This window comes from Mesobaculum littorinae (assembly GCF_004011175.1).
GTDB classification, from domain to species: Bacteria; Pseudomonadota; Alphaproteobacteria; order Rhodobacterales; family Rhodobacteraceae; genus Tranquillimonas; species Tranquillimonas littorinae.
The window spans coordinates 174,813-199,575 of record NZ_RQXX01000003.1; the positions used below are offsets into that span (position 1 = coordinate 174,813).

At 70.8% G+C, this 24,763-nt stretch carries 22 protein-coding genes; 11 read left to right on the forward strand and 11 right to left on the reverse strand.

Going from position 1 to position 24,763, the window contains the following annotated elements; genetic code table 11:
• Window positions 1–150: 150 nt before the first annotated feature.
• Together mobB and mobA are read right to left on the reverse strand one after the other, a co-directional pair.
• Complete coding sequence (mobB, locus tag EKE94_RS10035) at window positions 151–1,746, reverse strand: molybdopterin-guanine dinucleotide biosynthesis protein B (protein WP_127906478.1); 1,596 nt, start codon at window positions 1,744–1,746, stop codon at window positions 151–153.
• Window positions 1,743–2,357 (reverse strand): molybdenum cofactor guanylyltransferase MobA, encoded by a 615-nt coding sequence (mobA, locus tag EKE94_RS10040; protein ID WP_127906479.1) that lies wholly within the window; start codon window positions 2,355–2,357, stop codon window positions 1,743–1,745. The genes mobB and mobA overlap by 4 nt, the downstream gene beginning before the upstream one ends.
• 404 nt (window positions 2,358–2,761) lie before the next feature.
• Here mobA and EKE94_RS10045 point away from each other — a divergent pair, with 404 nt between their 5' ends.
• Both EKE94_RS10045 and EKE94_RS10050 read left to right on the forward strand, forming a co-directional pair.
• Window positions 2,762–3,496: an AzlC family ABC transporter permease gene (locus EKE94_RS10045; RefSeq protein WP_127906480.1), complete on the forward strand. Its 735-nt coding sequence runs from the start codon at window positions 2,762–2,764 to the stop codon at window positions 3,494–3,496.
• Complete coding sequence (locus tag EKE94_RS10050) at window positions 3,493–3,840, forward strand: AzlD domain-containing protein (protein WP_127906481.1); 348 nt, start codon at window positions 3,493–3,495, stop codon at window positions 3,838–3,840. The genes EKE94_RS10045 and EKE94_RS10050 overlap by 4 nt, the downstream gene beginning before the upstream one ends.
• Window positions 3,841–3,923: 83 nt before the next feature.
• On the opposite strand, the gene EKE94_RS10055 is transcribed toward EKE94_RS10050, so the two are convergent.
• Window positions 3,924–4,556: a TetR/AcrR family transcriptional regulator gene (locus EKE94_RS10055; RefSeq protein WP_127906482.1), complete on the reverse strand. Its 633-nt coding sequence runs from the start codon at window positions 4,554–4,556 to the stop codon at window positions 3,924–3,926.
• A 265-nt stretch (window positions 4,557–4,821) separates the two neighbouring features.
• On the opposite strand from EKE94_RS10055, the gene fghA reads away from it, so the two are divergent.
• From fghA to EKE94_RS10090, 7 genes are all read left to right on the forward strand, one after another.
• Window positions 4,822–5,652, forward strand: a complete 831-nt coding sequence (gene fghA, locus EKE94_RS10060; RefSeq protein ID WP_127906483.1) for an S-formylglutathione hydrolase — start codon at window positions 4,822–4,824, stop codon at window positions 5,650–5,652.
• A gap of 33 nt (window positions 5,653–5,685) precedes the next feature.
• Window positions 5,686–6,132 (forward strand): YaiI/YqxD family protein, encoded by a 447-nt coding sequence (locus tag EKE94_RS10065; RefSeq protein WP_407940894.1) that lies wholly within the window; start codon window positions 5,686–5,688, stop codon window positions 6,130–6,132.
• A 134-nt stretch (window positions 6,133–6,266) separates the two neighbouring features.
• On the forward strand, window positions 6,267–6,698 hold the full coding sequence (locus EKE94_RS10070; protein ID WP_127906485.1) for a BLUF domain-containing protein: 432 nt from the start codon (window positions 6,267–6,269) through the stop codon (window positions 6,696–6,698).
• Between the two features lie 79 nt (window positions 6,699–6,777).
• Window positions 6,778–7,401 carry an HAD family hydrolase gene (locus EKE94_RS10075; protein WP_127906486.1) on the forward strand — a complete coding sequence of 208 codons (624 nt, stop codon included), beginning with the start codon at window positions 6,778–6,780 and terminating at the stop codon, window positions 7,399–7,401.
• Window positions 7,398–8,309, forward strand: a complete 912-nt coding sequence (locus EKE94_RS10080) for an ornithine cyclodeaminase family protein (protein WP_127906487.1) — start codon at window positions 7,398–7,400, stop codon at window positions 8,307–8,309. The genes EKE94_RS10075 and EKE94_RS10080 overlap by 4 nt, the downstream gene beginning before the upstream one ends.
• Window positions 8,310–8,473: 164 nt before the next feature.
• Window positions 8,474–9,517 (forward strand): alpha/beta fold hydrolase, encoded by a 1,044-nt coding sequence (locus EKE94_RS10085; protein WP_164870883.1) that lies wholly within the window; start codon window positions 8,474–8,476, stop codon window positions 9,515–9,517.
• A gap of 306 nt (window positions 9,518–9,823) precedes the next feature.
• Window positions 9,824–11,053, forward strand: a complete 1,230-nt coding sequence (locus EKE94_RS10090) for an acyltransferase family protein (protein WP_127906489.1) — start codon at window positions 9,824–9,826, stop codon at window positions 11,051–11,053.
• A gap of 100 nt (window positions 11,054–11,153) precedes the next feature.
• Here EKE94_RS10090 and EKE94_RS10095 read toward each other — a convergent pair whose 3' ends face one another.
• The 7 genes from EKE94_RS10095 to xdhA form a co-directional block, all read right to left on the reverse strand.
• Window positions 11,154–12,227 carry a BMP family ABC transporter substrate-binding protein gene (locus EKE94_RS10095; RefSeq protein ID WP_127906490.1) on the reverse strand — a complete coding sequence of 358 codons (1,074 nt, stop codon included), beginning with the start codon at window positions 12,225–12,227 and terminating at the stop codon, window positions 11,154–11,156.
• 35 nt (window positions 12,228–12,262) lie between these two features.
• A complete protein-coding gene (locus tag EKE94_RS10100; RefSeq protein WP_127906491.1) occupies window positions 12,263–13,195 on the reverse strand; it encodes an ABC transporter permease in 933 nt (310 codons plus the stop codon).
• Complete coding sequence (locus EKE94_RS10105; protein ID WP_127906492.1) at window positions 13,195–14,277, reverse strand: ABC transporter permease; 1,083 nt, start codon at window positions 14,275–14,277, stop codon at window positions 13,195–13,197. The genes EKE94_RS10100 and EKE94_RS10105 overlap by 1 nt, the downstream gene beginning before the upstream one ends.
• Window positions 14,278–14,481: 204 nt before the next feature.
• A complete protein-coding gene (locus EKE94_RS10110) occupies window positions 14,482–16,011 on the reverse strand; it encodes an ABC transporter ATP-binding protein (RefSeq protein ID WP_127906493.1) in 1,530 nt (509 codons plus the stop codon).
• 47 nt (window positions 16,012–16,058) lie between these two features.
• A complete protein-coding gene (gene xdhC, locus EKE94_RS10115) occupies window positions 16,059–17,042 on the reverse strand; it encodes a xanthine dehydrogenase accessory protein XdhC (protein ID WP_127906494.1) in 984 nt (327 codons plus the stop codon).
• 352 nt (window positions 17,043–17,394) lie between these two features.
• Window positions 17,395–19,866: a xanthine dehydrogenase molybdopterin binding subunit gene (locus EKE94_RS10120; RefSeq protein ID WP_127906495.1), complete on the reverse strand. Its 2,472-nt coding sequence runs from the start codon at window positions 19,864–19,866 to the stop codon at window positions 17,395–17,397.
• The gene (gene xdhA, locus EKE94_RS10125; RefSeq protein WP_127906496.1) at window positions 19,863–21,383 is read right to left on the reverse strand and encodes a xanthine dehydrogenase small subunit; all 1,521 of its coding nucleotides are present in this window, start codon (window positions 21,381–21,383) and stop codon (window positions 19,863–19,865) included. The genes EKE94_RS10120 and xdhA overlap by 4 nt, the downstream gene beginning before the upstream one ends.
• Window positions 21,384–21,560: 177 nt before the next feature.
• Between xdhA and EKE94_RS10130 the strand changes: the two genes are divergently transcribed.
• Both EKE94_RS10130 and EKE94_RS10135 read left to right on the forward strand, forming a co-directional pair.
• The gene (locus tag EKE94_RS10130) at window positions 21,561–22,079 is read left to right on the forward strand and encodes a GNAT family N-acetyltransferase (RefSeq protein WP_127906497.1); all 519 of its coding nucleotides are present in this window, start codon (window positions 21,561–21,563) and stop codon (window positions 22,077–22,079) included.
• Between the two features lie 285 nt (window positions 22,080–22,364).
• On the forward strand, window positions 22,365–23,093 hold the full coding sequence (locus EKE94_RS10135; protein ID WP_127906498.1) for an NYN domain-containing protein: 729 nt from the start codon (window positions 22,365–22,367) through the stop codon (window positions 23,091–23,093).
• A gap of 253 nt (window positions 23,094–23,346) precedes the next feature.
• Here EKE94_RS10135 and EKE94_RS10140 read toward each other — a convergent pair whose 3' ends face one another.
• Window positions 23,347–24,525, reverse strand: a complete 1,179-nt coding sequence (locus tag EKE94_RS10140) for a CaiB/BaiF CoA transferase family protein (RefSeq protein ID WP_127906499.1) — start codon at window positions 24,523–24,525, stop codon at window positions 23,347–23,349.
• Between the last annotated feature and the right edge of the window lie 238 nt (window positions 24,526–24,763).

The following is a 24,763-nucleotide window of genomic DNA, read 5'->3' on the forward strand; positions in this document are numbered from 1 at the left end:
GAGACGCCCGTCCCTGTCAACGGAGGGACGCAACCCTTGCGGGTGATCGGCGGAGTTACCCCCAAGATATCGCGCAGAGCCCCACCCTTGGTAGCCCCTGACCAGGCTGACGCAGGGTCGGTGGATGCGGCGGCTGGCCGCGCCCCCGGCTCAGCCGGACGGGGGCCAGAGATCCCCGGCCACGGCGCGCCATGCGGGTTCGACCCCGACGCCGAGGCACCAGCCCTCTTCGGCCAGGGCCGCGCCGCCGGCGGCCGAAAGCGCCGGGGCCAGCGTGCCGCGGCGCTGCATCTCTCGCATAACCGCGGCGGTCACGCGCACCTGCGTGGCGTCGCGCGGCTCGTCCCCACGTGCGGCCCGGGCCACGGCGCGGGCGGCCAGCGACGGCCAGACCTCGGCCAGCACCACCGGCGCCTGTGCAACAGCGGCGGGCGGGTCGAAGGGCCAGACGGCAAGATCCGCGCCCAGCCGGGCGCGCAGCCCGGCCAGCCGCGCCTGCGCCAGCAGCGACTGCGAGCCCACGGCCCCGGTGGTGTAAAGCTTCCAGACAGACTGCATGCCGCCGCCCTCCCACCTGCGCCGCTCGGGCAGGCCATGGCCCTGACGCGCGGAGCCGTGGGCCGGCAGGTCCGGCAGGTCGCGTCCAGCGGGGCGCCCCCAGAACGGACCGGTGCCGGGGAACATCGCGTTGATCGCGGCGGCGACCTCGAACCGGTTGTTGGCGTTGTCGGGCGCATCCTCGACCCGGTGCGCCAGCCAGTCCCAGACGGCAGGGGCGCAGTCCTGCCCGGTCAGGTGCCGCGCGAACCCCGCGGGCCAGCCAAGGCAGGCATCGAGACCCAGCAGCATCCGCCGGCCCGCCGACCGCTCGGCCGCGATCCGCGTCTCGATCCACGTCATCGCGGCGTCGCGGGTGCGCAGATAGACCTCGCCCGGGGTATCCGCATCGGCATCGGCATCGGCCTCTGCGTCTGCGACGCCTGCCCATATCGCGTCCTTCGCGGGGCGGCGCGGCGACGGCGTGGCGGCGGCCGACCAGTCGATCACGACGAAGCTGTCGAAGCCCTGCGAACGCTCGGCGAAAATCCCACCCGGGTCCCAGCGCACCGCCGGGAGGTCCGCATTGCGCCCGGGGTCCGGGGCTGGATCCCGGGGTGCGTCGCCGCGCGGCGACGACGCGGGCCGGGCCGAAGGGAGATTGGGGGGCCAGGGGGCCTGCACCGCGGGGGCGGCGCCCTCGGCCGGGCGCCACGGCCGGGCCGCATCGCCCGTCAGGAACGCGATCAGCGCCTCCGTCTCACCGGGCCGAAACACCGGCAGGTCGATCCCCTTCGGCCGGGCTTGCGCCACCATGGCCCGGATCGTCCGGTCGCCCGGCGCGCGGGGCGGCTGCCCGGTCTCGGGACGCCAGACCTCGATCTTGGGGTGGTCGCCGTCGCGCCAGCCCTCGGCCAGTACCACGTCGACCGGATCGAGCCGCGCCACCAGCTCGGCCAGCGCGGGCGCGGCCGCGGTCGCATGTTCGGCGACGAGCGACCATCGGCGCGGCCCGGCCAGCAGCACCTGCGCCGCCCCCGCGGCCCGATGACGGCGGCTGTCGGCGCGCTCGGGCTCGGGGTCCACGTCGTGATGCGTGTGCTTCAGCGTCGCCACCCGCAGGCCGCGCTGCGCAAGCCCGGCGATCAGGCGTTCGATCAGGGTGGTCTTGCCCGCGTCGGACCAGCCGGTGACGCCCCAGAGGATCACACCATCGCCCGCGCGGCCGCCAGATCCTCGGGCGTGTTGACGTTGAAGAACTCCTCGGCCCGGGGAAACACGGCCACGGCGGCGCCCTGCCCCATCGCCCAGTCGGCCACCCGGCGCTGCCCCGCCGCCAGCGCCGCGCGCAGGACATCGCGCGCCGCGACGGGCCAGAGCCCGAAGACCGGGTGCAGGTCCGGCGCCGCGCGATCCCCCGTTGCGGCGAGCGCAAGCTCGGCCCCCGCCGTTTCGGCGGCAAGCAGCAGCCGCGGGACCAGGTCGCAGGGCAGAAACGGGGTGTCGGCGGCCGCGGTGACGATGTGCGAGACGCCGTGCCCCGCCGCCCAGTCCAGCCCCGCCAGCACGCCCGCAAGCGGCCCGGGCCGGTCCGCCATGTCGTCGGCCAGTACCGGCAGGCCCAGCCCGGCAAAGCGCGCCGGATCGTCGTTGGCATTGAGCGCGAGCGCCCCGCACTGCGGTGCCAGCCGGTCGATCACGTGACCGATGAGGGTCGAGGCCCCCAGCGCCGACAGCCCCTTGTCGCCGCCGCCCATCCGCCGCGCCAGCCCTCCGGCAAGGATGACGGCGGGGGGCGGTCCCGTCAGATCAAGGGTCATGCCAGCGCTCCCCACTCGCGGCGGTGTCTGACGGCGCGCGCCGCATTGTCGCCGCAACCGCAGGAAGGCACGGCGCGACCAGCCGGGCGCCGGGAGCGGGCCGCCTGCACAGCGGCGCGGATGACGCGCCTTGTCCGCGCGGGCGCCGAGGGATCCGGCGCGCCTGCACCACCGGCCACCGCCCCCCATGCGGTGGCCATGGCGGGCGCGCGGGTCGCGCCAGCTGCAGCCCAAGGATACGACGACCGGGCGGCGGCGGCAGGGGCACTCCGGTGCGGGGGCGTGTTCGTCCCCATGTTCGGGGGCAGTCGCCGAGGCAGGTGCGGGGCCGCTGGCAGGGGCATTTGCGTCTCCTTCCCGACGAGGATAAGCCGAAGGCTATCGTCCCAGTCTAGGACAGCATCATGCCCGCCTCCACCGTCAAGACCGCCTATTGGCGCGGGGTCGCCATCGGCGCGCCCTTCATCCTGGTGATCGTGCCCTTCGCCATGGTCTTCGGCGTCATCGCGCGGGAATCGGGGCTGTCCCTGGTGCAGACCGTCGCCTTTTCCGGGCTGGTGATCGCCGGTGCGTCGCAGTTCACCGCGTTGCAACTGATGGTCGACAGCGCCCCCATCGCCGCGGTGCTGGCCGCCGCGCTGGCGGTCAACCTGCGCATGGCGATGTATTCCGCCGCGCTGGTGCCGTGGCTCGGGTCCGCGCCGTTCTGGCAGCGCATGGTGATCAGCTATCTCAACGTCGATCAGACCTATGCCGCCAGCATCCCCGAATACGAACGCCGCCCCGAGATGACGGTGTCCGAGCGGGTCGCCTATTTCGCGGGCATCGCGACGCCGATCTTTCCGCTGTGGTACGGCTTTACCTGGGTCGGAGCGGTGGCGGGTTCGGCCTTTCCCGACGGGCTGGGGCTGGATTTCGTGATGCCGATCATGTTCATCGCGCTGGTCGCGCCACTGGTGCGCACCGTGGCGCATGCCGCCGCGGTAGCGGTGTCGGCGGTGAGTGCGCTTGCCTTTGCGGGCCTGCCGGCGGGGACCGGGCTGCTGCTGGCCGCGGCGCTTGCCATGGCGACGGGCGCGCTGGTCGAGACGGCGCAGGAGCGGCGCCGGGCCGCCACGGACCGGCGGAGGCAGGCATGAACGCTGCCTACACGGATGCGCGCGTCTGGACGGTGATCCTGGCGCTCGGCATCGGCACCTACATCATCCGCCTGTCGTTTCTGGGCCTGATCGGGGACCGGCCGATGCCGGGATGGGCGCTGCGGCTGCTGCGCTACACGCCGATGGCGGTGATCCCCGGCATGGTGGCGCCGCTGGTGCTGTCGCCCGCCGCCACCGACGGGCAGTTCGACGCGACGCGCGGCGTGGCGGCGCTGGTCACGCTGATCGTGGGGCTGAGCCTGCGCAACACGCTGGCCGCGATCGTGGCGGGCGGTGTGGCGCTGTTTCTGGGGCTTTGGGCGGTGGGTCCGGTGCTGATCTGACAGCGCGCGGTGCCCGGCGGCGCTGCGCATGACGGGCGCGCCCAGTGTCGCAAGGCCGGTGAAGTAGCGCCCGGCCCTTTTTCTCAGGTCCGCGCGCTTTCGGTGCCGTAGCGGGACAGGAACATGTCGACGGCGCTTGAGACCACGCGGTCGATCTCGGCCTCGGTGAACTCGGTCTGGATGCCGAACAGCACGCGGGGAAAGATGTCGGCCTTGCAGAGTTCGGCGAACTGGTGCGCTGCCAGCCGCTTGTCGGGGATCGACAGCTCCCCGCGCTGGATGGCGAGGTCGAAATAGGTGCACATGCTGACCTCGACCATGCCCGGGCCGCTTTCGTAGAAGCGGCGCCCAAGCTCGGGGAAACGGTCCGATTCGGCGACCGAGATGCGGAACACGCGCTGCCCGAACTCGGACAGGATGAAACAGATCAGATGACGGCCCGTGCGCGCCAGAACCTCGCGCGGGGGCGCCTGAAGGTCGATCTCGGACAGGGTGTCCTGCGCCTGCTGGGTGCATTCGTAGCGGGCAACCTCGCTGAAGATCATCCGCTTGTCGGGGAAATAACTGTAAAGCGTCGCCTTGGAGACGCCCGCCGCCTTCGCGATCTCGTCCACGCAGGCACCGGAATACCCGTCGCGCATGAAGACGTCGCGTGCGCCCTGCAGGACCTGCTGGAACTTGCGCCCCTTCCTGATCGTGCCGGTTTCGGCGTTCATCACCATCCTCCAATACTGCGGGCCTGCGTCTTGGAACAAGACCGCCCGGTTCAGAATGTGGGTGGCCGCGCCCCATAAAGCAAGCCTGCGCGCCCCGCCCCCCCTGCCCGGCGCCCGATCTGGGGCCCATGCGCCGCAGTCCCCGGCGGGCCCGCGCGCCACCCCCCCGCGCCCCGCGCCGCCCCCCCCGTGCCGGTTGCGACAGCCGGTCCGGCGGGTTAGCGGTGAACGCGCGTACATGTTTCCCGGGCAAAAGGGTGCGAAGATGAAGACGATCAGTGAAAACGCGTGCTTCGGCGGCACGCAGGGGGTCTATTCCCACGGCTCCGAGGCGACGGGCGGCGACATGACCTTCGGCCTGTTCCTGCCCGCCGAGGCCAAGGAGGGCCCGGTGCCGGTGCTCTGGTATCTTTCGGGGCTGACCTGCACCCATGAGAACGCGATGACCAAGGCCGGCGCGCAGGCGCATGCCGCCGAACAGGGCATCGCGCTGATCTTTCCCGACACCTCGCCGCGCGGCGACGGCGTGGCCGACGACGATGCCTTCGACCTGGGCAAGGGCGCGGGCTTTTACGTCGATGCGACGCAGGACCCCTGGGCGCCTAATTTCCGCATGTGGACCTACGTGACCGAAGAGCTGCCCAAGCTCGTCTTCGACAGCTTCGCGCTGGACCCCGAGCGGCAGGCGATCACCGGGCATTCGATGGGCGGGCACGGCGCGCTGACGGCCGCGATGCGGCTGCCGGGGCGCTTCCGCTCGGTCTCGGCCTTCTCGGCGATCTGCAACCCGACGGAAAGCGACTGGGGACAGAAGCAGTTCGCCGCCTACCTTGGCGAGGATCGCGATGCCTGGGCGGCGCATGACGCGACCCGGCTGATGGATGAAAAGGGCTTCGACGGGCCGATGCTGCTGGACACCGGCACCGCCGACCAGTTCTACGACCTGCTGCGCCCAGAGGCGCTGGCCGCCGCCATCGCCCGCCGCCGCCAGCAGGCGACCCTGCGGCTGCAACCGGGCTACGACCACAGCTATTTCTTCGTGTCGTCCTTCATCGGCGAGCACGTCGATTTCCATGCCGAGGCGCTTTATGCGTAAGGCGCGGCGCGGGGCTGCGTTACAGGCATCGGCGTGATCTACGTCGACGCCGATGCCTGCCCGGTCAAGGCCGAGGCCGAGGCGGTGGCCACGCGCCACCGCACGCAGATCGCCTTCGTCTCGAACGGTGGCCTGCGCCCGTCGCAGAACCCGCTGGTTCAGATGATCTACGTCGACCAGGGCGCCGACGTCGCCGACATGTGGATCGCCGAGCGGGCGGGCACGGGCGACGTGGTCATCACCAACGACATCCCGCTGGCCGCGAAATGCGTGGCCGCGGGCGCCCGCGTTCTGCGCCCAGACGGAGAGCGGTTGACCGAGGCAAATATCGGCAACGTGCTGGCCACCCGCGACCTGATGGCCGACCTGCGCGCAGCCGACCCCTTCCGGCAGGGCGGCGGGCGCGCATTCTCGCGCGCTGACCGCGCCCGGTTCTCCGAGGCGCTGGAGTGTGAACTGCGCGCGGCGGCACGGGGCTAGGTCGCCGCGCGACACCGGGCCCCGGACATGCGGCCGCACGCCTTAATGCCTTTTCAACCGTTTTGTTAACTAAAAGTTATATGTTGCGGTCGCTTTTAGACTGGGTTCCCGCCCCCGCATCCCGATGGTGACGCATGTCCGGATTGATCAGTCTAACCTACCGAAGTCATGCCGAGGTTCAGGAATTCAGCGTGCACAGCCTCGACATCCTGCGCGAGGCGCTGGCCCGCAACGCGCGGGACGGCCTGACAGGGTTCCTGCACCGCGACGGCCCCTGGTTCTTCCAGACGTTGGAAGGCGAGCCCGACAAGGTGCATCGCCTGGTCGACGGGCTGAAGCGTGACTGGCGTCACTCCTGGCTGAAGGTCCTCGTTACCACCGAGCTCGAGCAACGCAGGTTCGACGACTGGGCAATGGCCTATTCCACGACCGCCGACGTGTCGATGATGGGTTATTTCGGTGTCTCCGAGCATATTGCCCTTTCCCTCCTGACCGACGACCAGGCGCGCGACTTCCTCGAATTCGCGGGTCGGATGAAGGCCGCGGCGCTGGGCGGCGCCGCCTGACCCCGATGCAGCCCGCCCCTTGCCTTCCTGCGGGGCGCGGTCCACCTCTTGCCCGGCAACAGCAAGGGGACGACAGGGCATGGCCATCGACGCAGTGATCTTCGACATCGGCAACGTGCTGATCGAATGGCAACCCGAACGCTATTACGACCGGGTCTACGGCGAGGTTCTGCGGCGCGAGCTTTTCGCCAATGTCGACCTGCACGGCATGAACGAAAACGTCGACCGGGGCGAGGATTTCCGCGAGACCATCTATGCCACCGCCGACAAGTTTCCCGACTATGCCGATGCGATCCGCGACTGGCACGACCAGTGGCTGGAACTGGCCAAGCCGGTGATCCCGCACTCCGTCGCGCTTCTGCGCGCGCTGCGGTCCAAGGGCATTCCGTGTTTCTGCCTGACCAACTTCGGCGTCGGCTCCTTTGCCTTCGCGGAAACGCAGTATCCCTTCCTGACCGAATTCGACCGCCGCTACATCTCGGGGCACATGCGGGTCACCAAGCCCGATCCGCAGATCTACCGGATGGTCGAGCTGGATTGCGGCGTCGCTCCGGGCAACCTGCTCTTCACCGATGACCGGGCCGAGAACATCGCCGTCGCGGCGGACCGCGGGTGGCAGACGCATCACTTCGAGGGGCCGCAAGGCCTTGCCGCCCGGCTGGTGACCGAGGGCCTTCTGAGCGACGCGGAGGCCGCACCATGATCCCGATGATCGGTTTCGAGGAGGGCGAGCGCGCGCTGGACTGGCTGGGCCTGACCGACGCGCTGGCCGCAGGCCACGACCTGCCGCGCGCCGAGGTCGAGGACGGGTTCCTCTACCGCGGCGACGACACGCTTCTGAACCGGGCTGCGTGGATCGACGGCCTGGGGCTTGCCGTAAAGTCGGCGACCATCTTCGCCGGCAACCGCGACCGGGGCCTGCCCACGATCAACGGCGGCGTGTCGCTTTACTCCGACACGGACGGCACGCTGGAGGCGGTGATCGACTTCCACCTCGTGACCAAGTGGAAGACCGCGGGCGATTCGCTGTTGGCCGCGCGGCGGCTGGCCCGCCCCGGGTCGGACCGCATCCTGATCGTCGGCGCAGGCACGGTCGCCCGGTCGCTGCGCGAGGCCTACGGCGCCGCCTTCCCCGGCGCGCGCTTCCGCGTCTGGAACCGCAGCCCTGACGCGGCCGAGGCGCTGGCCGCCGACTATCCCGGCACCCGTGCCGTGGGCGACCTCGAGGCCGCGGTGAAGGATGCCGACATCATCACCTGCGCCACGATGGCGACCCAGCCCGTGATCCGTGGCGACTGGCTGCGCCCGGGCCAGCACCTGGACCTGATCGGCGCCTACCGCCCCGACATGCGCGAGGCCGACGATACCGCCCTGACCCGCGCGCGCCTGTTCCTCGACAGCCGCGCCACGGTGCTGGAACACATCGGCGAGTTCCGCACGCCGCTCTCCGAGGGCGTGATCGCCGAAACGGACGTGGTCGCCGATTTCTACGACGCGCCCGCCTTTCGCCGCGGCAGCGATGACGAGATCACGCTGTTCAAGAACGGCGGCGGCGCGCATCTGGATTTGATGACCGCGCGCTACATCCTCGACCGCTGGCGCGCCGCCTGAGCCGTCCGCCGCCGCTTCGCCGGACCGCCCCGGCGCGCGGGCTTGACCGGCTTCGCCCCGCGTGATCCGGTACACCACAGGATCGAGCCGGGCGGCACCCGGACCGGGTGCAGGCCCGACAGGGGGAGGCGGCGGATGACAGGCACGACGGCGCGCGCAACGCCATGATCCCCGCGCTCGCCCTCGTCGCGCTGCTGGTCCTGTTCGCGGCGCTTCCCGCCATGCTCGAGATGCTGCGCCGCCCTGCTCAGCCCGGCCACGTGCCCGGCCAGGACACCGAGGGCGTCGCGATGGCCGACCTGCCCGGCCAACCCACCCGCTACCGGCTGCGCGGCCCCGCCGACGGGCCTCTGGCCGTCTGCATCCACGGGCTGACGACGCCGATGTGGGTCTTTGACGCGATCGCCGAGGATCTGGCCACAGACGGATACCGCGTCCTGACCTATGATCTGCCCGGACGCGGCGGATCGCCCCTGGCGACCGGCGCTCAGGACCGCGCCTTTTTCCAACGTCAGCTCGACGCGCTCTTGCGGCACGTCGGCCGCGACCGGATCGATCTGCTGGTGGGCTACTCGATGGGCGGCGCCATCGCCACGACCTATGCCGCCGACCGCCCGGGGCGCGTGGGGCACCTTGTGCTTCTGGCCTCTGCCGGCCTCTTTCACGATGCCGGACCCTTCGGCCGGTTCGCCTATGCCACGCCGATCCTGGGCCCCTGGGCAATGCGGGTGCTTGGCGGCCACATGCTGCGCCGGGCCCTGCGCGACACAGCGCGGCGCGATCCGCGCGCGGCCCCGCGGGTGCGTCGGCAGATCGACCAGACCCGCGCCCGGGGGTTCCTGCCCGCGGTGCTGTCGTCGCAGCGGCACATCCTGGCCGAACATCTGCGCGCCGATCACCGCACCATCGCGGCCTCGGGCCTGCCGCTGCTGGCGCTCTGGGGCGAGGATGACACCACGATCCCGACCTCAAACATCGGACGGCTGGCCGAGGTGAACCGCACTGCGCAGCAAGAGGTCGTCACTGGCGCGAGCCACGATCTGCCGATGTCCGCGCCCGACCGGATCGGCGCCGAGATCCGCGCTTTCCTTGCCGCGACCTCTGGGGATACCACCCCAACAGCCCCCGACGACACCGCTCCGGGATCTCCCTCAGGGGAGGAACAGGGCCACTGGCCGCCCCCTTTGCGCCGCCTGCCATCCGCCTGACCCGTGCGCCGCGCGAAACGTGCCGGACCACGCCGCCACACGCTCCCGGCGCCCCCCATCGCTGCCGCGCCATCCGGCGCCGGACCTTCGAGAGCAGGGAACGCGACGACTGCCCGCGGGCGAGGTCCCCAGCGGCGCACCGGGGCCCCGGAGGGCCGCCGCGCCCGGGGAACATCGCGCGCGTCGCGGGTATGCGCCGCGGGGCCGGCGACGGCTCGGACCTGCCCGGCGACGGGCGCGAGGTGAGCGGGAGGAGGCACCCTCGGGGAAATCGGGGCTTAACCGGATTCGGGTAGACGGGGCGGCATGACCCACGCCATCGCCCCAGCCCGCACCGCGGCGCCCGCAGCGGCGCCCGTCTCATCGCGATCTCTCTGGCTTGATGCCCTGCGCGTCACGGCCGGGATCTCGATCATCTGCATGCACGCGGCCAATGCGCCCGACGGCAGCCCCTTTGCCGACGCGACGCCCGCCGCGCGGGCCGCGCCGGTGCTGATCCGCACGGTCTTCTACCTCGCCCGGACCGAACTGTTCCTGATCATCTCGCTGTTCCTGCTGGCGATGTCGCTGCACCGGCGGCCCCGACCCTATGCCACGACGCTGGCCGAACAGGCGCAAAGGCTGCTGGTGCCGTTCCTGTTCTGGGTCGCGGTCTATGTCGTGTTCAACCTGGCTGTTGGATACCGGCTGGGCTGGGGGCACTACCTGCTGCGCGACCTGACGACGATGGTCGAGCCCTGGGTCGGTTACCTCGTGCTGGGCGACGTGAAGCAGCACATGCATTTCCTGCCGACGCTCTTTGCGCTGGTGGCGTTCTACCCGCTTTACCGCGTCGCGGTGCGCTGGCCGGCACTGGCGCTGGCGCTGGTTCCGCTGCTGATCCTGCGCCAGGACCTTAGCCACATGGTGTGGAACCAGATCTTCGACCCCGAACTCCGCCAGTACGCGCTACGATTGGTGCGTATCCTGACCTACACGGGCTACGGGCTGGTCGCCGCCGCCCTTTACGGCGTGTACCTGCGGATCGGCGCCGGCGGGCAAAGCGGCAGCCTGACCGGTGCGCGCCGCCGCAGGCTGCACCGCGGCCTGCTGGGCAGCTTCGCGATGCTGGGGATCGTGTGCCTCTATCTCAAGCTGGCGCAGGCTGCCGCCACGATCGAAGCGGGCAGCTGGCAGTCCAACTATCCCTTCGCGGGCTACGCGAACCTTCTGATGCCGGTCGCTCTGTTCGGGCTGGCGATGCTGACGCCGGTGCCCTGGCCCCGCTGGATCGGACGACTGGCGCCCTACAGCTTCGGCATCTTTTTGGTGCATCCCATCGCGCTGGACCTGTTCCGGCTGATGTTCGAAACCCGGATCGACACGCCGACGCTCTATGTCCTGGCCAACATGGGATTCGCCGTCACGCTCAGCTACGCGCTGGCGCTGGGTCTGGCGCGGATGCCGGCCCTGCGCTGGACCATCGGGCTGGGCCCGGCGCCCCGGCCCTGGGCCCGCGCGCGGGCGCAGCCCCCCGTGGCGACGCCCACGGCCTGAGGGGGCCGCGGGCCACCCCGCAACGGGGGCGCTTGTCACCGGCATGGCGAAAAGGGCCGGAGGGCCCGACAAGCGGTCCCCCCGGTCCCTCCGTACCGGATCAGTTCGGGATTTCGGCCGTGATCCCTTCGACGAAGAAGTCCATGCCCAGCAGCGTGCCGTCATCCGCGGTCTCGCCTTCGGCCAGCCACGCCGACCCGTCCTGACGATTGATCGGGCCGGTGAAGGGGTGGTAGGCGCCCGAGGCGATGTCGTCCTTCAGCTTCGTCGCCTCGGCCTTGACCTCTTCGGGCACCGGGCCGGTGATTTCGCCGATCTTGACCATGCCGCTGTCGATGCCGCCCCAGGTCTCGTCCGACTCCCAGGTGCCGTCCATGACGGCCTGCACACGCTCGATGTAATAAGGCGCCCAGTCGTCGATGATCGACGAGATGCGCGGCTCGGGCGCGTATTCGTACATGTCCGAGGCCTGGCCGAAGCCGTAGCCGCCCGCCTCTTCCAGCCGGGCCAGCGGCGCGGTGGAATCGGTGTGGGCCAGGATCACGTCGACGCCCTGGTCCAGCATCGCCTGCGTCGCATCGGCCTCTTTCGCCGGGTCGAACCAGGTGTTGATGAACACGACCGAAAGCTCGACGTCCGGGTTGGCCTTCTTGGCGTGCAGGTAGGTCGAGTTGATGCCGCGGATCACCTCGGGGATCGGGAAGGACCCGATATAGCCGATCTTATCGCTTTCGGTCATAGCGCCCGCCAGATACCCGGTGACGGCGCGACCCTCGTAGAACCGCGCGCCGTAGGTGCCCGCGTTCTCGGCGGTCTTGTAGCCCGTGGCATGTTCGAACTTCACATCGGGAAACTTCTCGGCCACTGCAATCGTCGCGTCCATGAAGCCGAAGGAGGTGGTAAAGATGATGTCCGCCCCGCCCAGCGCCATCTGCGTCAGCGCGCGTTCGGCATCCGCGCCCTCGGGCACGCTTTCCTGCTCGACGAGCTCGACCGCATCGCCGAAATGCTCCTTCATCGCCATGGCCGAGGTATGGTGGTGCTGGCTCCAGCCGCCGTCATTGGTGGGGCCCACGTAGATGAACCCGGCCTTGACGGTATCGTCCTGCGCCATGGCGGCGCCGGCAAGGCCCAATGCCAGTGCGGCCGAGCCCATGAGTGTCTTGATCGTCATTACGATATCTCCCTGACTGTTGAGTGATTTATGGATCATGCCGAGGCATGGAAGCTGCGGCCCAGCGACGCCGGCGCCCCCAAGGCGGCGCGGCGGCGGTCCGAGGACATGATGACCAGCACGAGGATGGTGACAAGGTAGGGCGACGCCGACAACAGCTCGACCGGGATCGCCGCGCCCGCCGCCTGCAGGTTCAACTGCAGCACGGTGACGCCGCCGAAAAGATAGGCGCCCAGCAGCACGCCCCACGCCCGCCACTGCGCGAAGACGACGATCGCCAGCGCGATCCAGCCCGCCCCCGCGGTCATGCCCTCCGTCCACTGCGGCACCCGGATCAGGCTCAGATACGCGCCGCCCAGGCCCGCGCAGGCGCCGCCGAAGGCGATTGCAGCCAGCCGGATGGCGATCACGCGATAGCCCAGCGCATGTGCCGCGTCGTGGCTTTCGCCCACCGCGCGCAGGACCAGCCCGGCGCGGGTATAGCGCAAAAAGGCCCAGACAGCCGCCACCAGCGCAAGGCTCAGGTAGACCATCGGGTCATGCGAGAACAGGATGCGCCCCAACACCGGCAGGTCGCCCAGCGGCCCGAGGTCCAGCTTGCCCGTTCCCGGCGGCCGTACGCCACCGTAGCCCTGCCCGATCAGCGCCGACAGGCCGAGCCCGAAGAGCGTCAGCGCAAGGCCCGTCGCCACCTGGTTCGACAGCAGGATCTGCGTCAGGACCCCGAAGACCAGCGCCATCGCCGCGCCCCCCACCGCGGCGGCGGCGAACCCCAGTGCGGGCGACCCCGTCTCGACCGCGGCGGCAAAGCCGCAGATCGCGCCGGTGATCATCATCCCCTCGACGCCCAGGTTCAGCACGCCGGACTTCTCGACCACCAGCTCGCCCAGCGCGGCCAGCAGGATGGGGGTCGAGGCGACCATGAGCGAGGCGATCAGGATCGCCGGATTGATGCCACCCAGGTCCATCACGCCACCCCCCTGCGGCCCAGCCCGATGCGGTAGTCGGTCAGAACGTCGACGGCCAGCAGGAAGAACAGAAGCATCCCCTGGAACGCCTGGATCGCCGCGGCCGGCAGGCCCAGCGTCGATTGCGCGGCCTCGCCGCCGATATAGGTCAGCGCCATCAACAGCCCGGCCAGCAGGATCCCGACCGGGTGCAGCCGGCCCAGAAACGCCACGATGATGGCGGTGAAGCCGTAGCCCACGTTGAAATCGATGCTGATCTGCCCCGCGGGCCCCGCAACCTCGAAAAGCCCGGCGAGCCCCGCAAGCGCACCGGCGATGCCGAAGCAGAAGATCACCAGCGCATCTGGCCGCACGCCCGCGAACCGTGCCGCGCGCGGCGCCTGCCCCGTCAGGCGGATGTGAAAGCCGACGCGGTGCCGGTTCAGCAGGACATAGGCCGCGATCACCGCGATCAGCGCCGTCACCACGCCCCAATGCATCCCCGACCCCACGATCAGCTCATTATTCGCCGCGGCGTCATAGCGGCTCAGGTTGCGCGACCCGGGAAACCCCGACCCCTCGGGGTTCCGCAAGAGCCCCTGCGCCATCGAGGCCAGGATCTCCTCGGCCACGTAGACCAAGAGCAGCGACACGAGGATCTCGTTGGTGTTGAACTTCGTCTTCAGGATCGCGGGGATCATCGCCCAGGCAACCCCGCCCAGCGCGCCCGCGATCACCATCAGCGGAAACACGATCCACAGGTCGGCAGGGTAGAAGGCCAGCCCCACCGCGGCGCCACAGACAGCGCCCATGATGTACTGCCCCTCGGCGCCGATGTTCCAGATCCCGGCCCGAAACCCCAGCGACAGGCCCAGTGCGATCAGCACCAGCGGCGCCGCCTTCACCAGAAGCTGCCCGCGGTAGTAGAACGCGAACTCGCCAAAGATCGGATCCCAGAAGATCGTGCGGATCGCCACCACCGGGTCCTTGCCGAGGGCCGCGAACATCAGCCCGCCCGCCACCATCGTGGCCAGCACCGCCAGGACCGGCGTCACATAGGACCAGGCCGCGCTCGGCTGCGGACGTTTCTCCAGCCGGATCATGTCCCGGCCTCCCCGCTCCGCACCGTCCCGCTCTGCATCGCGCCGTTCCGCACCGTCCCATCCATGCTCAGGATCGCGCCCCCCGCCGCCACGGCCCCCGAACGCCCGCTCCCGTCACGGATTTCCCGGCTTCTTCTCTTCAAAAATACTCTCCCGCCGAAGGCGTCCCGCAGGTGCCGCACTCGCACCGCCTGCCCGCGTCGCTCACCCTGCATGGATCGCGCCTGCATCATGCACGGCCTCCATGTCATGCGCGCCGCCCATCATCAGCCCGATCTCGTCGACCGTCAGCCCCTGTGCCAGCCGCGGCGCGCTCAGCCGCCCTTCGTTCAGCGCGGCGAAACGGTCCGAGATCTCCAGCAACTCGTCGAGATCCTGGCTGATGCAGATCACTGCCGTGCCGTTGTCGGCAAGGTCCAGCAAAGCTTGGCGGATCGCCGCGGCGGCCGAGGCATCGACCCCCCATGTCGGCTGGTTGACCACCAGCACCTCGGGCCGCTGCAGGATCTCGCGGCCGATGACGAATTTCTGCAGGTTGCCGCCCGACAGCGCGCGCGCCGCGACGCCGGGGCCCGGGGTGCGCACATCGAAACGGTCGATCACCTGCTCGGCAAAGCCTTTCGCCGCGCCCCAGCGCAGGAACCCGCGCCGTTCCAGCCGCTCGCGCACCATCGCAGTCAAAAGCGCGTTCTCGGTCAGGCTCATGTCCGGGGCGGCCGCGTGGCCCAGCCGCTCTTCGGGCGCGGTCAGAAGACCGCGGCGCCGCCGCGCATCGGGCCCCAGTTGACCCACGGGCGCGCCCTTTAGCTGCACCGCCGCGGGCGAGGTCGGCGCCTCGCCCGACAGCGCAGCCAGAAGCTCGTCCTGCCCGTTGCCCGCGACCCCGCCAATGCCGAGGATCTCGCCTTCCTTCAGGGTCAGAGAAATCTCTTTCAGCGCCGTACCGAAGGGCGAGCGCGGGGTCAGCGACAGGTTGCGCAGCTCCAGCGCCACGGCCCCGCCCTCGCGCGGCTGGCGCTGCGGCACCTGCAACGTCTCGCCCACCATCAGCTCGGCCAGCTCCCGCGCCGAGCGTTCGGAGGGCGTGCAGTCGGCCACCACCTTGCCCAGCCGCAAAATCGTCGCCCCGTCGCACAGCGTGCGGATCTCTTCCAGCTTGTGCGAGATATAAAGGATCGCCGTCCCCTCGGCCGCCAGCTGCCGGAGGGTGCGAAACAGGATGTCGACCTCCTGTGGCGTCAGCACGCTGGTGGGCTCGTCCATGATCAGAAGCTTGGGGTCCTGCAGCAGGCAGCGGATGATCTCGACCCGCTGACGCTCGCCCGCCGACAGCGTCCCCACCCGGCGCGCGGGGTCCAGCGGCAGGCCATAGGCCTCGCTCACTTCGCGAATGCGGCGGGCCAGCTGCCGCGGTTTCGGCGGATCTTCCATTCCCAGCGCGACATTCTCGGCCACGTCCAGCGCCTCGAACAGCGAAAAGTGCTGGAACACCATGGCGACGCCGCGGCGCCGCGCCTCGTGCGGCGAGGCGGGGGCGTAGTCCGCGCCGTCGAACTGCATGGCCCCGGCATCGGGACGGACGAGGCCGTAGATCATCTTGACCAGTGTCGACTTGCCCGCGCCGTTCTCGCCCAGAAGCGCGTGGATGCGCCCCGCACCCACGGAAAACGACACGTCGTCATTGGCGACAACGCCCGGATAGGCCTTGGTCAGCCCCCGAAGGTCCAGAAGCATCCGGTCGCCCTGCCCTGAAGGGCCTGGCTGCTGCCCGTCTTCGTCCCTCACCCGGTGCCCCTGATCGCTACCGTCCCAGTTGCGGGAGAGATTAGGGCGGCGGCCACCCCGACCGCAATGGCCTGCGGGTGTTTTCCCAGCTCCGGGCGCCCAATCGGACAGCAAATGCGGTCGATTTGAGCATCCGCGTGACCCAATTGGCGCAGGCGGCTGCGAAACCGGGCCCATTTCGTCGCCGAGCCGATCAGCCCGGCCATCCCGAACCCGTGGCCCAGCAGCCGGTGGCACAGGTCGAGGTCCAGCGCATGCGAAAAGGTCAGGATCAGGTGCTCGGCCGTCGCCGGGGCATGCGAAACCAGCGGTCCCGGCTCAGGGGCCACGCGTGGGGTGACCCAGTCCGGGATCGTCCCGGGAAACCGATCGGCCGCAGTATCGATCCAGGTGATCGCAAAGCCCGGCAGCGGCGCCACCACCTGCGCGATGGCCCGCCCCACGTGACCCGCCCCCCATAGCCAGATCTGCCGGTCGGGCCGGGTTTCGGGTTCGATCATCCACCCACCGAGGAACGCCGCCCCGGGCGCCCGGCCCGTCGCCCGGGCCCGGGCCAGCGCCCGGGCGACGGTCAGCGGCATCTCGGGCACCGTGCCGCCCGGCGCCCTGTCCAAGGACCCGCCCACCTCTCCGGCGGGCGCGGGGCGGGCGATCACGTCCCGCCCTGTGGCCTCCAGCCGCTCTGCATCCCAAAGCTCGGTCAGCAGCGTGACCGCCCCGCCGCAGCACTGGCCCATCGCGGGCCCGAGCGGCAGGCGTTCCAGCATCTCGCGCTTCGTCTCCAGCGCGGCGCGGGCACGGGCCGCGGCCTCGAATTCAAGCGTTCCGCCGCCGATGGTGCCGGACTGCCCCCTGCTCCAGACAAGCATCGCGGCGCCGACCTCGCGCGGAACGGACCCCCGCGTCTCGGCCACCACGACCCGCGCGACGCGTCCATGCTGCGCGATGGCGGCGTGCAGGGCCTGGCGATCGAAGCTCATGCCGCCCACGCCCCGCTTGACGTCAGGGGCCCCGCCTTTGCGGCGCCGTCGCCCGAAGGCGTTGCCGGGCGGCGTCCGCGCCTTTCCCCCGAAGGGCGCTTGGGGGCGCAGGACGAAACCGGCGCGCCGCACCTGCGCGAGGGCGCTCCGACGGCGGCCCGCTCAAGCGCGCCCCCCTGAGGGCTGGCCGCGCAGGAAGGGACCGCGCGCCCGGCGCTCCACGCCCCCGGGCTCCGCCCGTGAGCGGCTGAAAGCGTCCACTGGACGCTTTCCGGGACGCCGGGGCCCCATGGCCCTGGGCTCCGCCCGTGAGCGGCTGAAAGCGTCCACTGGACGCTTTCCGGGACGCCGCTCACTCCCTCACCCGCGCGATGGCGGCGAGGACGCGCTCGGGCGTGGCGGGGGCGTCCAGCGCCGGGTAGCCGGGACCGCAGGCCGAGATCGCGTCCGACAAGGCCAGAAGAACCGAAATGCCCAGCATGAAAGGCGGCTCGCCCACCGCCTTGGAGCGATAGATCGTCTCTTCGCGGTTCTGTCCGTCCCAGAGCGCCACGTTGAACACCGCGGGCCGGTCGGAACAGGCAGGGATCTTGTAGGTCGAGGGCGCGTGGGTGCGTAGCCGGCCCTTGTCGTCCCAGACCAGCTCTTCGGTCGTCAGCCAGCCCGCGCCCTGCACGAAGCCGCCCTCGATCTGGCCCACGTCCAGCGCGGGGTTCAGCGACGCGCCGGCGTCGTGCAGGATATCGGTGCGCAGGATCCGGTATTCGCCGGTCAGCGTGTCGATCACGACCTCGCTGACCGCCGCGCCGTAGGCAAAGTAGAAGAACGGCCGACCCCGCCCCTTGATGCGATCCCACTCGATCCCCGGGGTGGCATAGTAGCCGGTGGCCGACAGGGGCACCCGGCCGACATAGGCGGCCTGCGCGGCCTCGGCAAAGCTGTAGACCTCGGCCCCCACGCGGACCTCGCCCGCCTCGAACCGGACGGCACCCGCCTCCTGCTGGTGCAGCTGGGCCAGGTGCGCAGCGATGCGGTCGCGGATCGTGTCGCAGGCCCTTGCCACCGCCATGCCGTTCAGGTCGGACCCCGACGATGCCGCGGTGGCCGAGGTGTTGGGCACCTTGCCGGTATCCGTCGCGGTGATCTTCACCGCCCCGGACCCCACGCCGAAACGGCTGGCGGCGACCTGCGCGACCTTCTGGAACAGTCCCTGCCCCATCTCGGTGCCGCCGTGGTTCAGGTGGATCGAGCCGTCCTGGTAGACATGCACCAGCGCTCCCGCCTGGTTCAGGTGGCTCATGGTGAAGGAGATCCCGAACTTCACCGGCGACATCGCGATCCCGCGCTTCAGCACCTCGTTCCCGTCGTTCCACGCCCGCACCGCCGCGCGCCGCTCCGCGTAGTCCGAGGAGGACAGCAGGCGGTCCGTGATCCCGTGCAGGATGAAATCCTCGACCGCCTGCCCGTAGGGCGTCAGCTGTTCGCCCGCGGGCGCGGCATGCACGGGATCGCGTTGCGACACCGCCGCGCCCTCGGCCCCGCGCGACGCGAGATCTTCGGCGCTCGAGCGGTGATGCGCGGGGGGCGTGCCCCCGTCGTCCGACCCTCCGTCCGACGGCGTGCCGTCCTGCCCCGTCGACAGCGCCGGGTCGGGCATGTCGGGTCCGGTCCCGGCCTGCCCCATTTCGCGGTAATAGTTCGCCCGGCGCACCTCGGTCGGGTCGCGGCCCAGCGCATGCGCGATCTCATCCATCACCCGCTCGATCCCGACCATGCCCTGCGGCCCGCCGAAGCCGCGGAAGGCGGTGGCGGACTGGGTGTTGGTCTTCCAGCGGTGGCTGACGATCTCCATGTTCTCGATCAGGTAGGCGTTGTCGGCATGCAGCATCGCGCGGTCGGCCACGGGCAGCGACAGGTCCATCGACCAGCCGCAGCGGCAATGCTGGACGAAGCGCACCGCGCTGACGCGGCCGCTGTCGTCGAACCCCGCGGCGTAGTCGATACGGAAATCGTGCCGCTTGCCGGTGATCACCATGTCGTCGTCGCGGTCATAGCGCATCTTGGCCGGCCGGCCCGTGGCCCGGGCGGCGACGGCGCAGGCCACGGCCAGCGCGTTGCCCTGGCTTTCCTTGCCGCCGAAGCCGCCGCCCATGCGCCGCACCTCGACCCGCACGGAATGCATCGGCACGCCCAGCGCCTCGGCCACCTTGTGCTGGATCTCGGTCGGGTGCTGGGTCGAGGACTGCACCAGCATCGCCTCGTCCTCCTGCGGGACGGCGAGGGCGGCCTGCCCTTCGAGGTAGAAATGCTCCTGCCCGCCCAGACGCAGCGTGCCCTCGACCCGGCGCGGCGCGCGGGCCAGCGCTGCGGCGGTGTCGCCCATGGCGTAGTGCCGCGGCGCGTCCTCGAAGCGGCTGCCGGCGGCTTCGGCCTGCTCGATCGTCAGGATGGCGGGCAGCGGATCGATCTCGATGGCGCCCAGCCGCGCGGCCCGGCGGGCAGCCCCATGGCTGGTGGCCACGACGAGAAATATCGGCTGGCCGAGAAAGAACACCTCGTCCACCGCCAGCAGCGGCTCGTCATGGGCCGAGGGCGAGACGTCGTTTTCCCCCGGCAGGTCTGCGGCGGTCAGAACGGCGACCACACCCGGCGCGGCGCGCACGGCGTCGAGGTCGACCGACGCGATCCGCCCGCGCGCCACGTCCGACAGCCCGAAGGCCAGGTGCAGGCAGTTGCCCGGCGTCGGAATGTCGTCGACGTAGCGGGCGGCGCCCGTCACGTGCATCCGCGCGGCATCGTGGGGCAGCGGTTTCGCGACGCTCATGGCTGCACCTCCAGCACGTTGACGGGGCGGCCCTCATCCTCGGCCAGGTAGCGGGCGAGCATCCCTCGCGCCGCCTTGAGGCGATAGGACGACGAGGCGCGCATGTCGCTGAGCGGCTGGAAGTCCTGCGCCAGCGCCTCTTGCGCCGCGGCCACGGTTTCGGCGGTCCAGGGCCGGCCCCGCAGCGCCGCCTCGACCGCCGAGGCGCGCTTCGGGATCCCCGCCATGCCGCCGAAGGCGATGCGCGCCTGCGTGACGGTGCCGTCCTCGACCGTGATCGAGAGGCAGCCGCAGACGGCCGAGATGTCCTGGTCGAAGCGCTTCGACAGCTTGTAGCAGCGCAGCCTGTCGGGCTGGCGCGGGAAACTCACCGCCTCCACGAACTCGCCCGGCTGGCGATCCTGCTTGCCGTATTCGAGGAAGAAGGACTCAAGCGGGATCTCGCGCCGCTCACCGCCGCGCCGCAGGTGCAGCGTGGCGCCCAGCGCGATCAGCGCGGGCGGCCCGTCGCCGATGGGCGAGCCGTTGGCAATGTTGCCGCCCACGGTCGCTGCGTTGCGCACCTGGGTCGAGCCGTAGCGGCGCAACATCTCGGCGAACGAGGGGTGCAGATCGGCAATGGCCCGGCGCAGCTCGGCCACGGTGGCGGTTGCGCCGATGCAGATGGTGTCGCGGCCGATCTCGATCCCGCGCAGGTCTGCGACGCCGTTCAGGAAGCACACAGTGCCCAGGTCGCGCAGTCCCTTCGTGACCCAGAGGCCCACGTCGGTCGCCCCGCCCACCAGCGTGGCGCCGGGATTGGCCGCGTAGAAGGCCGCAAGGTCGTCTGCCGTGGTGGGCCGGTAGAACGGCGTGGCCGAGGGCACGGGCCCGCCTTCGGACGAGGCGCCGGAGCCCGCGGTGGGATTGCGGTGGCCCCAGTCGGCACCCGTCCCGGCATAGCCGCCGGGCGCGGTGGCCGCGGTCGGGACCGGCCCGTCGGTCAGCGCCTCGGGGGCGCCGTAGGCAGGGTCCGCATCCTCGCCCGGGGGGGCATCGCGCATCCAGTCCGGGACCGGCGCCGCCTGCGCGGCCTGCGCCGCGCGGATGATCGGGGCGTAACCGGTGCAGCGGCACAGGTTGCCGGCCAGCTGATCGTCGTGATCCGTGGCGCCGTTCAGGTGCGCGGTGGCCATCGAGACGATGAAGCCGGGCGTGCAGAACCCGCATTGGGACCCATGGGCATCGACCATCGCCTGCTGCACGGGATGCAGCTGCCCCTCGGGCCCCGCGATCCCTTCGACGGTGCGCACCGCCTTGCCCGCGATCTGGGGCAGGAACAGGATGCAAGCATTGACCGCGCGGGCGCCATCCTCATCGGTGACCATCACCGTGCAGGCGCCGCAGTCGCCTTCGTTGCAGCCTTCCTTGGTGCCGGTCAGGCCGCGATTTTCGCGCAGCCAGTCAAGCAGCGTCCGCGTGGGCGGCTCGCCGTCGATATGCACGCTCTCTCCGTTCAGAAGAAAGGTGAAGCTCATGTGATGTATCCCGCCGCCTTACCACTTGGCTATGAGGGGCCCCTGCGCATGGTCGATGCGGCGTAGACCGCGCGCCCCCGGTCAGGGGTCGATGAAACAGGCGCAGCATCGCTTTGGCAAGCCCCCGCCACGGCGTTATGACGGGCGGCGCAGCATCGGACGAACGGGCAGGGACGCATGGCAGAGCTGACGATCCGCGAAATCGGGCGCGAGGAGGAAGAGACGGTCTGGCGCCTTCTGAAGCCCATCGTCGAGGCGGGCGAAACTCTCTGCGCCCCGCCCGGGGGCGGGCGCGCGGGCGGGCTGGCCTATTGGTGGCCCGCGACCGCCCGGGTGTTCCTGGCCGAGGCCGAGGGCACGCCCCTAGGCACCGCCTACCTGCGGCCCAACCAGACCGGCGGCGGCGCACATGTCTGCAACGCGGGCTTCGCGACGGCGCCCGAGGCCAAGGGCCGCGGCGTCGCGCGCGCGCTTCTGGTCCGCGTGCTGGACGAGGCGCGCGCGGCGGGCTTTGCCGCGATGCAGTTCAACTTCGTCGTGGCCAGCAACACCCGTGCCATCGCGATCTGGGAAAGCCACGGCTTCGAGGTGGTGGGCCGCCTGCCCTGCGCCTACCGCCCGCTCTCGGGTGGCGAGGTCGACGCGCTGGTGATGTATCGCCGGCTGGACGACACGCCCCCGCCGCACGACACCTGAACGCCCCGCCGGGGGCCCGGGTCCGCCCCGCGGAGGCGCAAGGGACCATCGCCCCCACGGCACGGCCCAGACGACGGGACAGGCGTTCGGCCCGGTCCCGCGCAGGGGGGCGATGACGGGCATTAAAGGGTGGCCCGGTCAGGCGGAGGATGGCGCGGGGTGCGAAGGCGGGCGGCCCCGGCGCCGCCCTCGGCCGGGCGCCCCACGTCCCCGCATAGCGGCCTGTCGTGCCCCGGCAAAGCCTGTTAGACGTCGGGGCCAAGGCCCGCAGGAGACACCATTGACATGCCCAACCGCAGCCGTCCGCTTTATGCCGTGCTGATCGATGCCGACAACATTCCGGCGAAGTTCGCGCAGCCCATCCTGAAAGAGATCACATCGCTCGGAGAACCGGCGCTGCGCCGGGTCTACGGCGACTGGTCGTCGGGACGGCTGAACAACTGGTCGAAGACGGTGCGCGATCTCGGGCTGGTGGCGCACCAGGAATCGGCCAACACCGTGGGCAAGAACGCCAGCGACATCGGGCTGGTGATCGACGCGATGGACATCCTGCATACCGGGCGCTTCGACGGCTTCGTGCTGGTCAGCTCGGACAGCGACTTTACCGCGCTGGCCAACCGCATCCGCGAACAGGGGCTGGACGTCATCGGCATCGGCGAGCGCAAGGCCCCCGAAAGCCTGCGCAACGTCTGCAACCGCTTCATCATGATCGAAAACATCGTCGATGAGCCCGAGACCACGGCCCCCGCGCCCGGCAAGCCCGCTCAGGAAACGCCCTCGACCAAGCAGTCGCCGCTGGACGCGGTGCCGCTGATCCTGCGGGCGATGGACAAGATCGAGCAGGACGACGAATGGTATGCGCTGGGACCGCTCGGGCAGTACATCGTCGCCGACAATCCCGACTTCGACACCCGCACCTACGGCAAGCGCAAGCTGTCGGACCTGGTGACCGAGCTGAAGCGGTTCGAGACCAAGCGCATCGGCAACCAGCTGCACGTCCGCCGCGCCGACTGACCGGGCCCCGGCATCGTCCCGGGCGGCGTCGTCGCGTCGGGCATCGTCCTGTAGCGCAACGCCCCCTCCGGCAGCCGCCCGCGGCGCCGGTCGCGGCAGGCCGGGGACCGCTCGGCGGCCTGCGCCACGGCAGCCGAGAGGCTCCGGGCACACCTACGAGGTGGCAGGGCGGCACTTGCCCCCGGGGCCCCTTTGGCGGGCGGAGCCCTGAGCGGTTTCTGCCTGACCGGGTGGACCCGCCTGGCGGCGGTGCCTAGGTGTCGGCCCCGCCCGTACTGCCGCCCGTTCTGCCGCCGTGCCGCGGTGCGCCGCGATCCAGCCTGAGGGGCGAGCGCGAAAACCGGATGGGCGAGCGGATGCCGGGCACCGTGCCGCCCTTCGCGCCCTCGTGCGGCAGGTCGATGCGCAGCCCCCGCGCGATCACCTGCGGATCCTCGAAGACATCGCCCACCGTGTTGATCGGCCCGCCCGGCACGCCCGCCTCTTCCAGTTGCGCCAGCAGCGTGTCGCGCGGGATCTGCTGCGTCTTCGCCGAGATCAGCTGCGCCAGCGCGGAGCGGTTGGCGACACGGGCGGGGTTGGTCGCATAGGCCGGATCGGCCACCAGCTGCCCCAGATCCAGCAGGGCGCAGAGCCGGGCGAACTGGCCGTCATTGCCGACCGCGATGATCAGGTGCCCGTCCGAGACGGGAAACACCTGGTAGGGCGCGATCGAGGGGTGGGCGTTGCCCAGCCGCTGCGGCACCACGCCCGAGGTCAGGTAGCTTTGCCCCTGGTTCGCCAGCACGCCCACCATGCTGTCGTAAAGCGCCATGTCGATATGCTGGCCCCGGCCGGACCGCTCGCGCTCCAGCAGCGCGGCCTCGATCGCGATGACGCCGTAGAGGCCGGTAAAGATGTCGGCGAAGGCCACGCCGATCTTCTGCGGCGGCTGCGCCGGGTCGCCCGTCAGGTCCATGATCCCCGACATGCCCTGGATGATGTAGTCGTACCCCGCGCGCGTGGCATAGGGGCCGGTCTGGCCGAAGCCCGTGACCGAGCAGTAGATCAGACGCGGATTGAGGGCCGACAGGCTGTCGTAGTCGAGACCGTATTTCACCAGCCCGCCGGTCTTGAAATTCTCGATGAGGATATCGGCCTCGGCCGCCAGCGCGCGCAGTTCGGCCTGCCCCTCGGCGGTGGCGAAATCGATGACGACGCTGGACTTGCCCCGGTTGGCGCAATGGAAATAGGCGGCGTCGAGCGGCCCGTCCTCGCCCTCGACAAAGGGCGGTCCCCAGTTGCGGGTATCGTCGCCCGCCGGGCTTTCGACCTTGATGACCTCGGCCCCGAGATCGGCCAGCGTCTGCCCGATCCACGGCCCGGCCAGGATGCGAGCAAGCTCGAGCACCTTGAGCCCGTCGAGCGGCGGGCGAGCGCCGCCCCCGGTCATCGACACGTCCCCGCGGGCCCTGCGCCGGGGCGGCCCCGGGGCGCATCACGGCGCGTGGCACGGGGCGCGTCACGGCGCGCGTCACGGATCTGAGGGCTGAGGTCGGTCATCGGCGCACGTCTCCCTGGCGGACGGCGCCGTGATACCGTGTTCCACGTCGGGGTGACAGGCCCCGGGCGGGGTTTCGGCGGGCGACCGTCCCGGCGGGCGCGCCCGATGCAGGCCCCGGGGCAGGTCC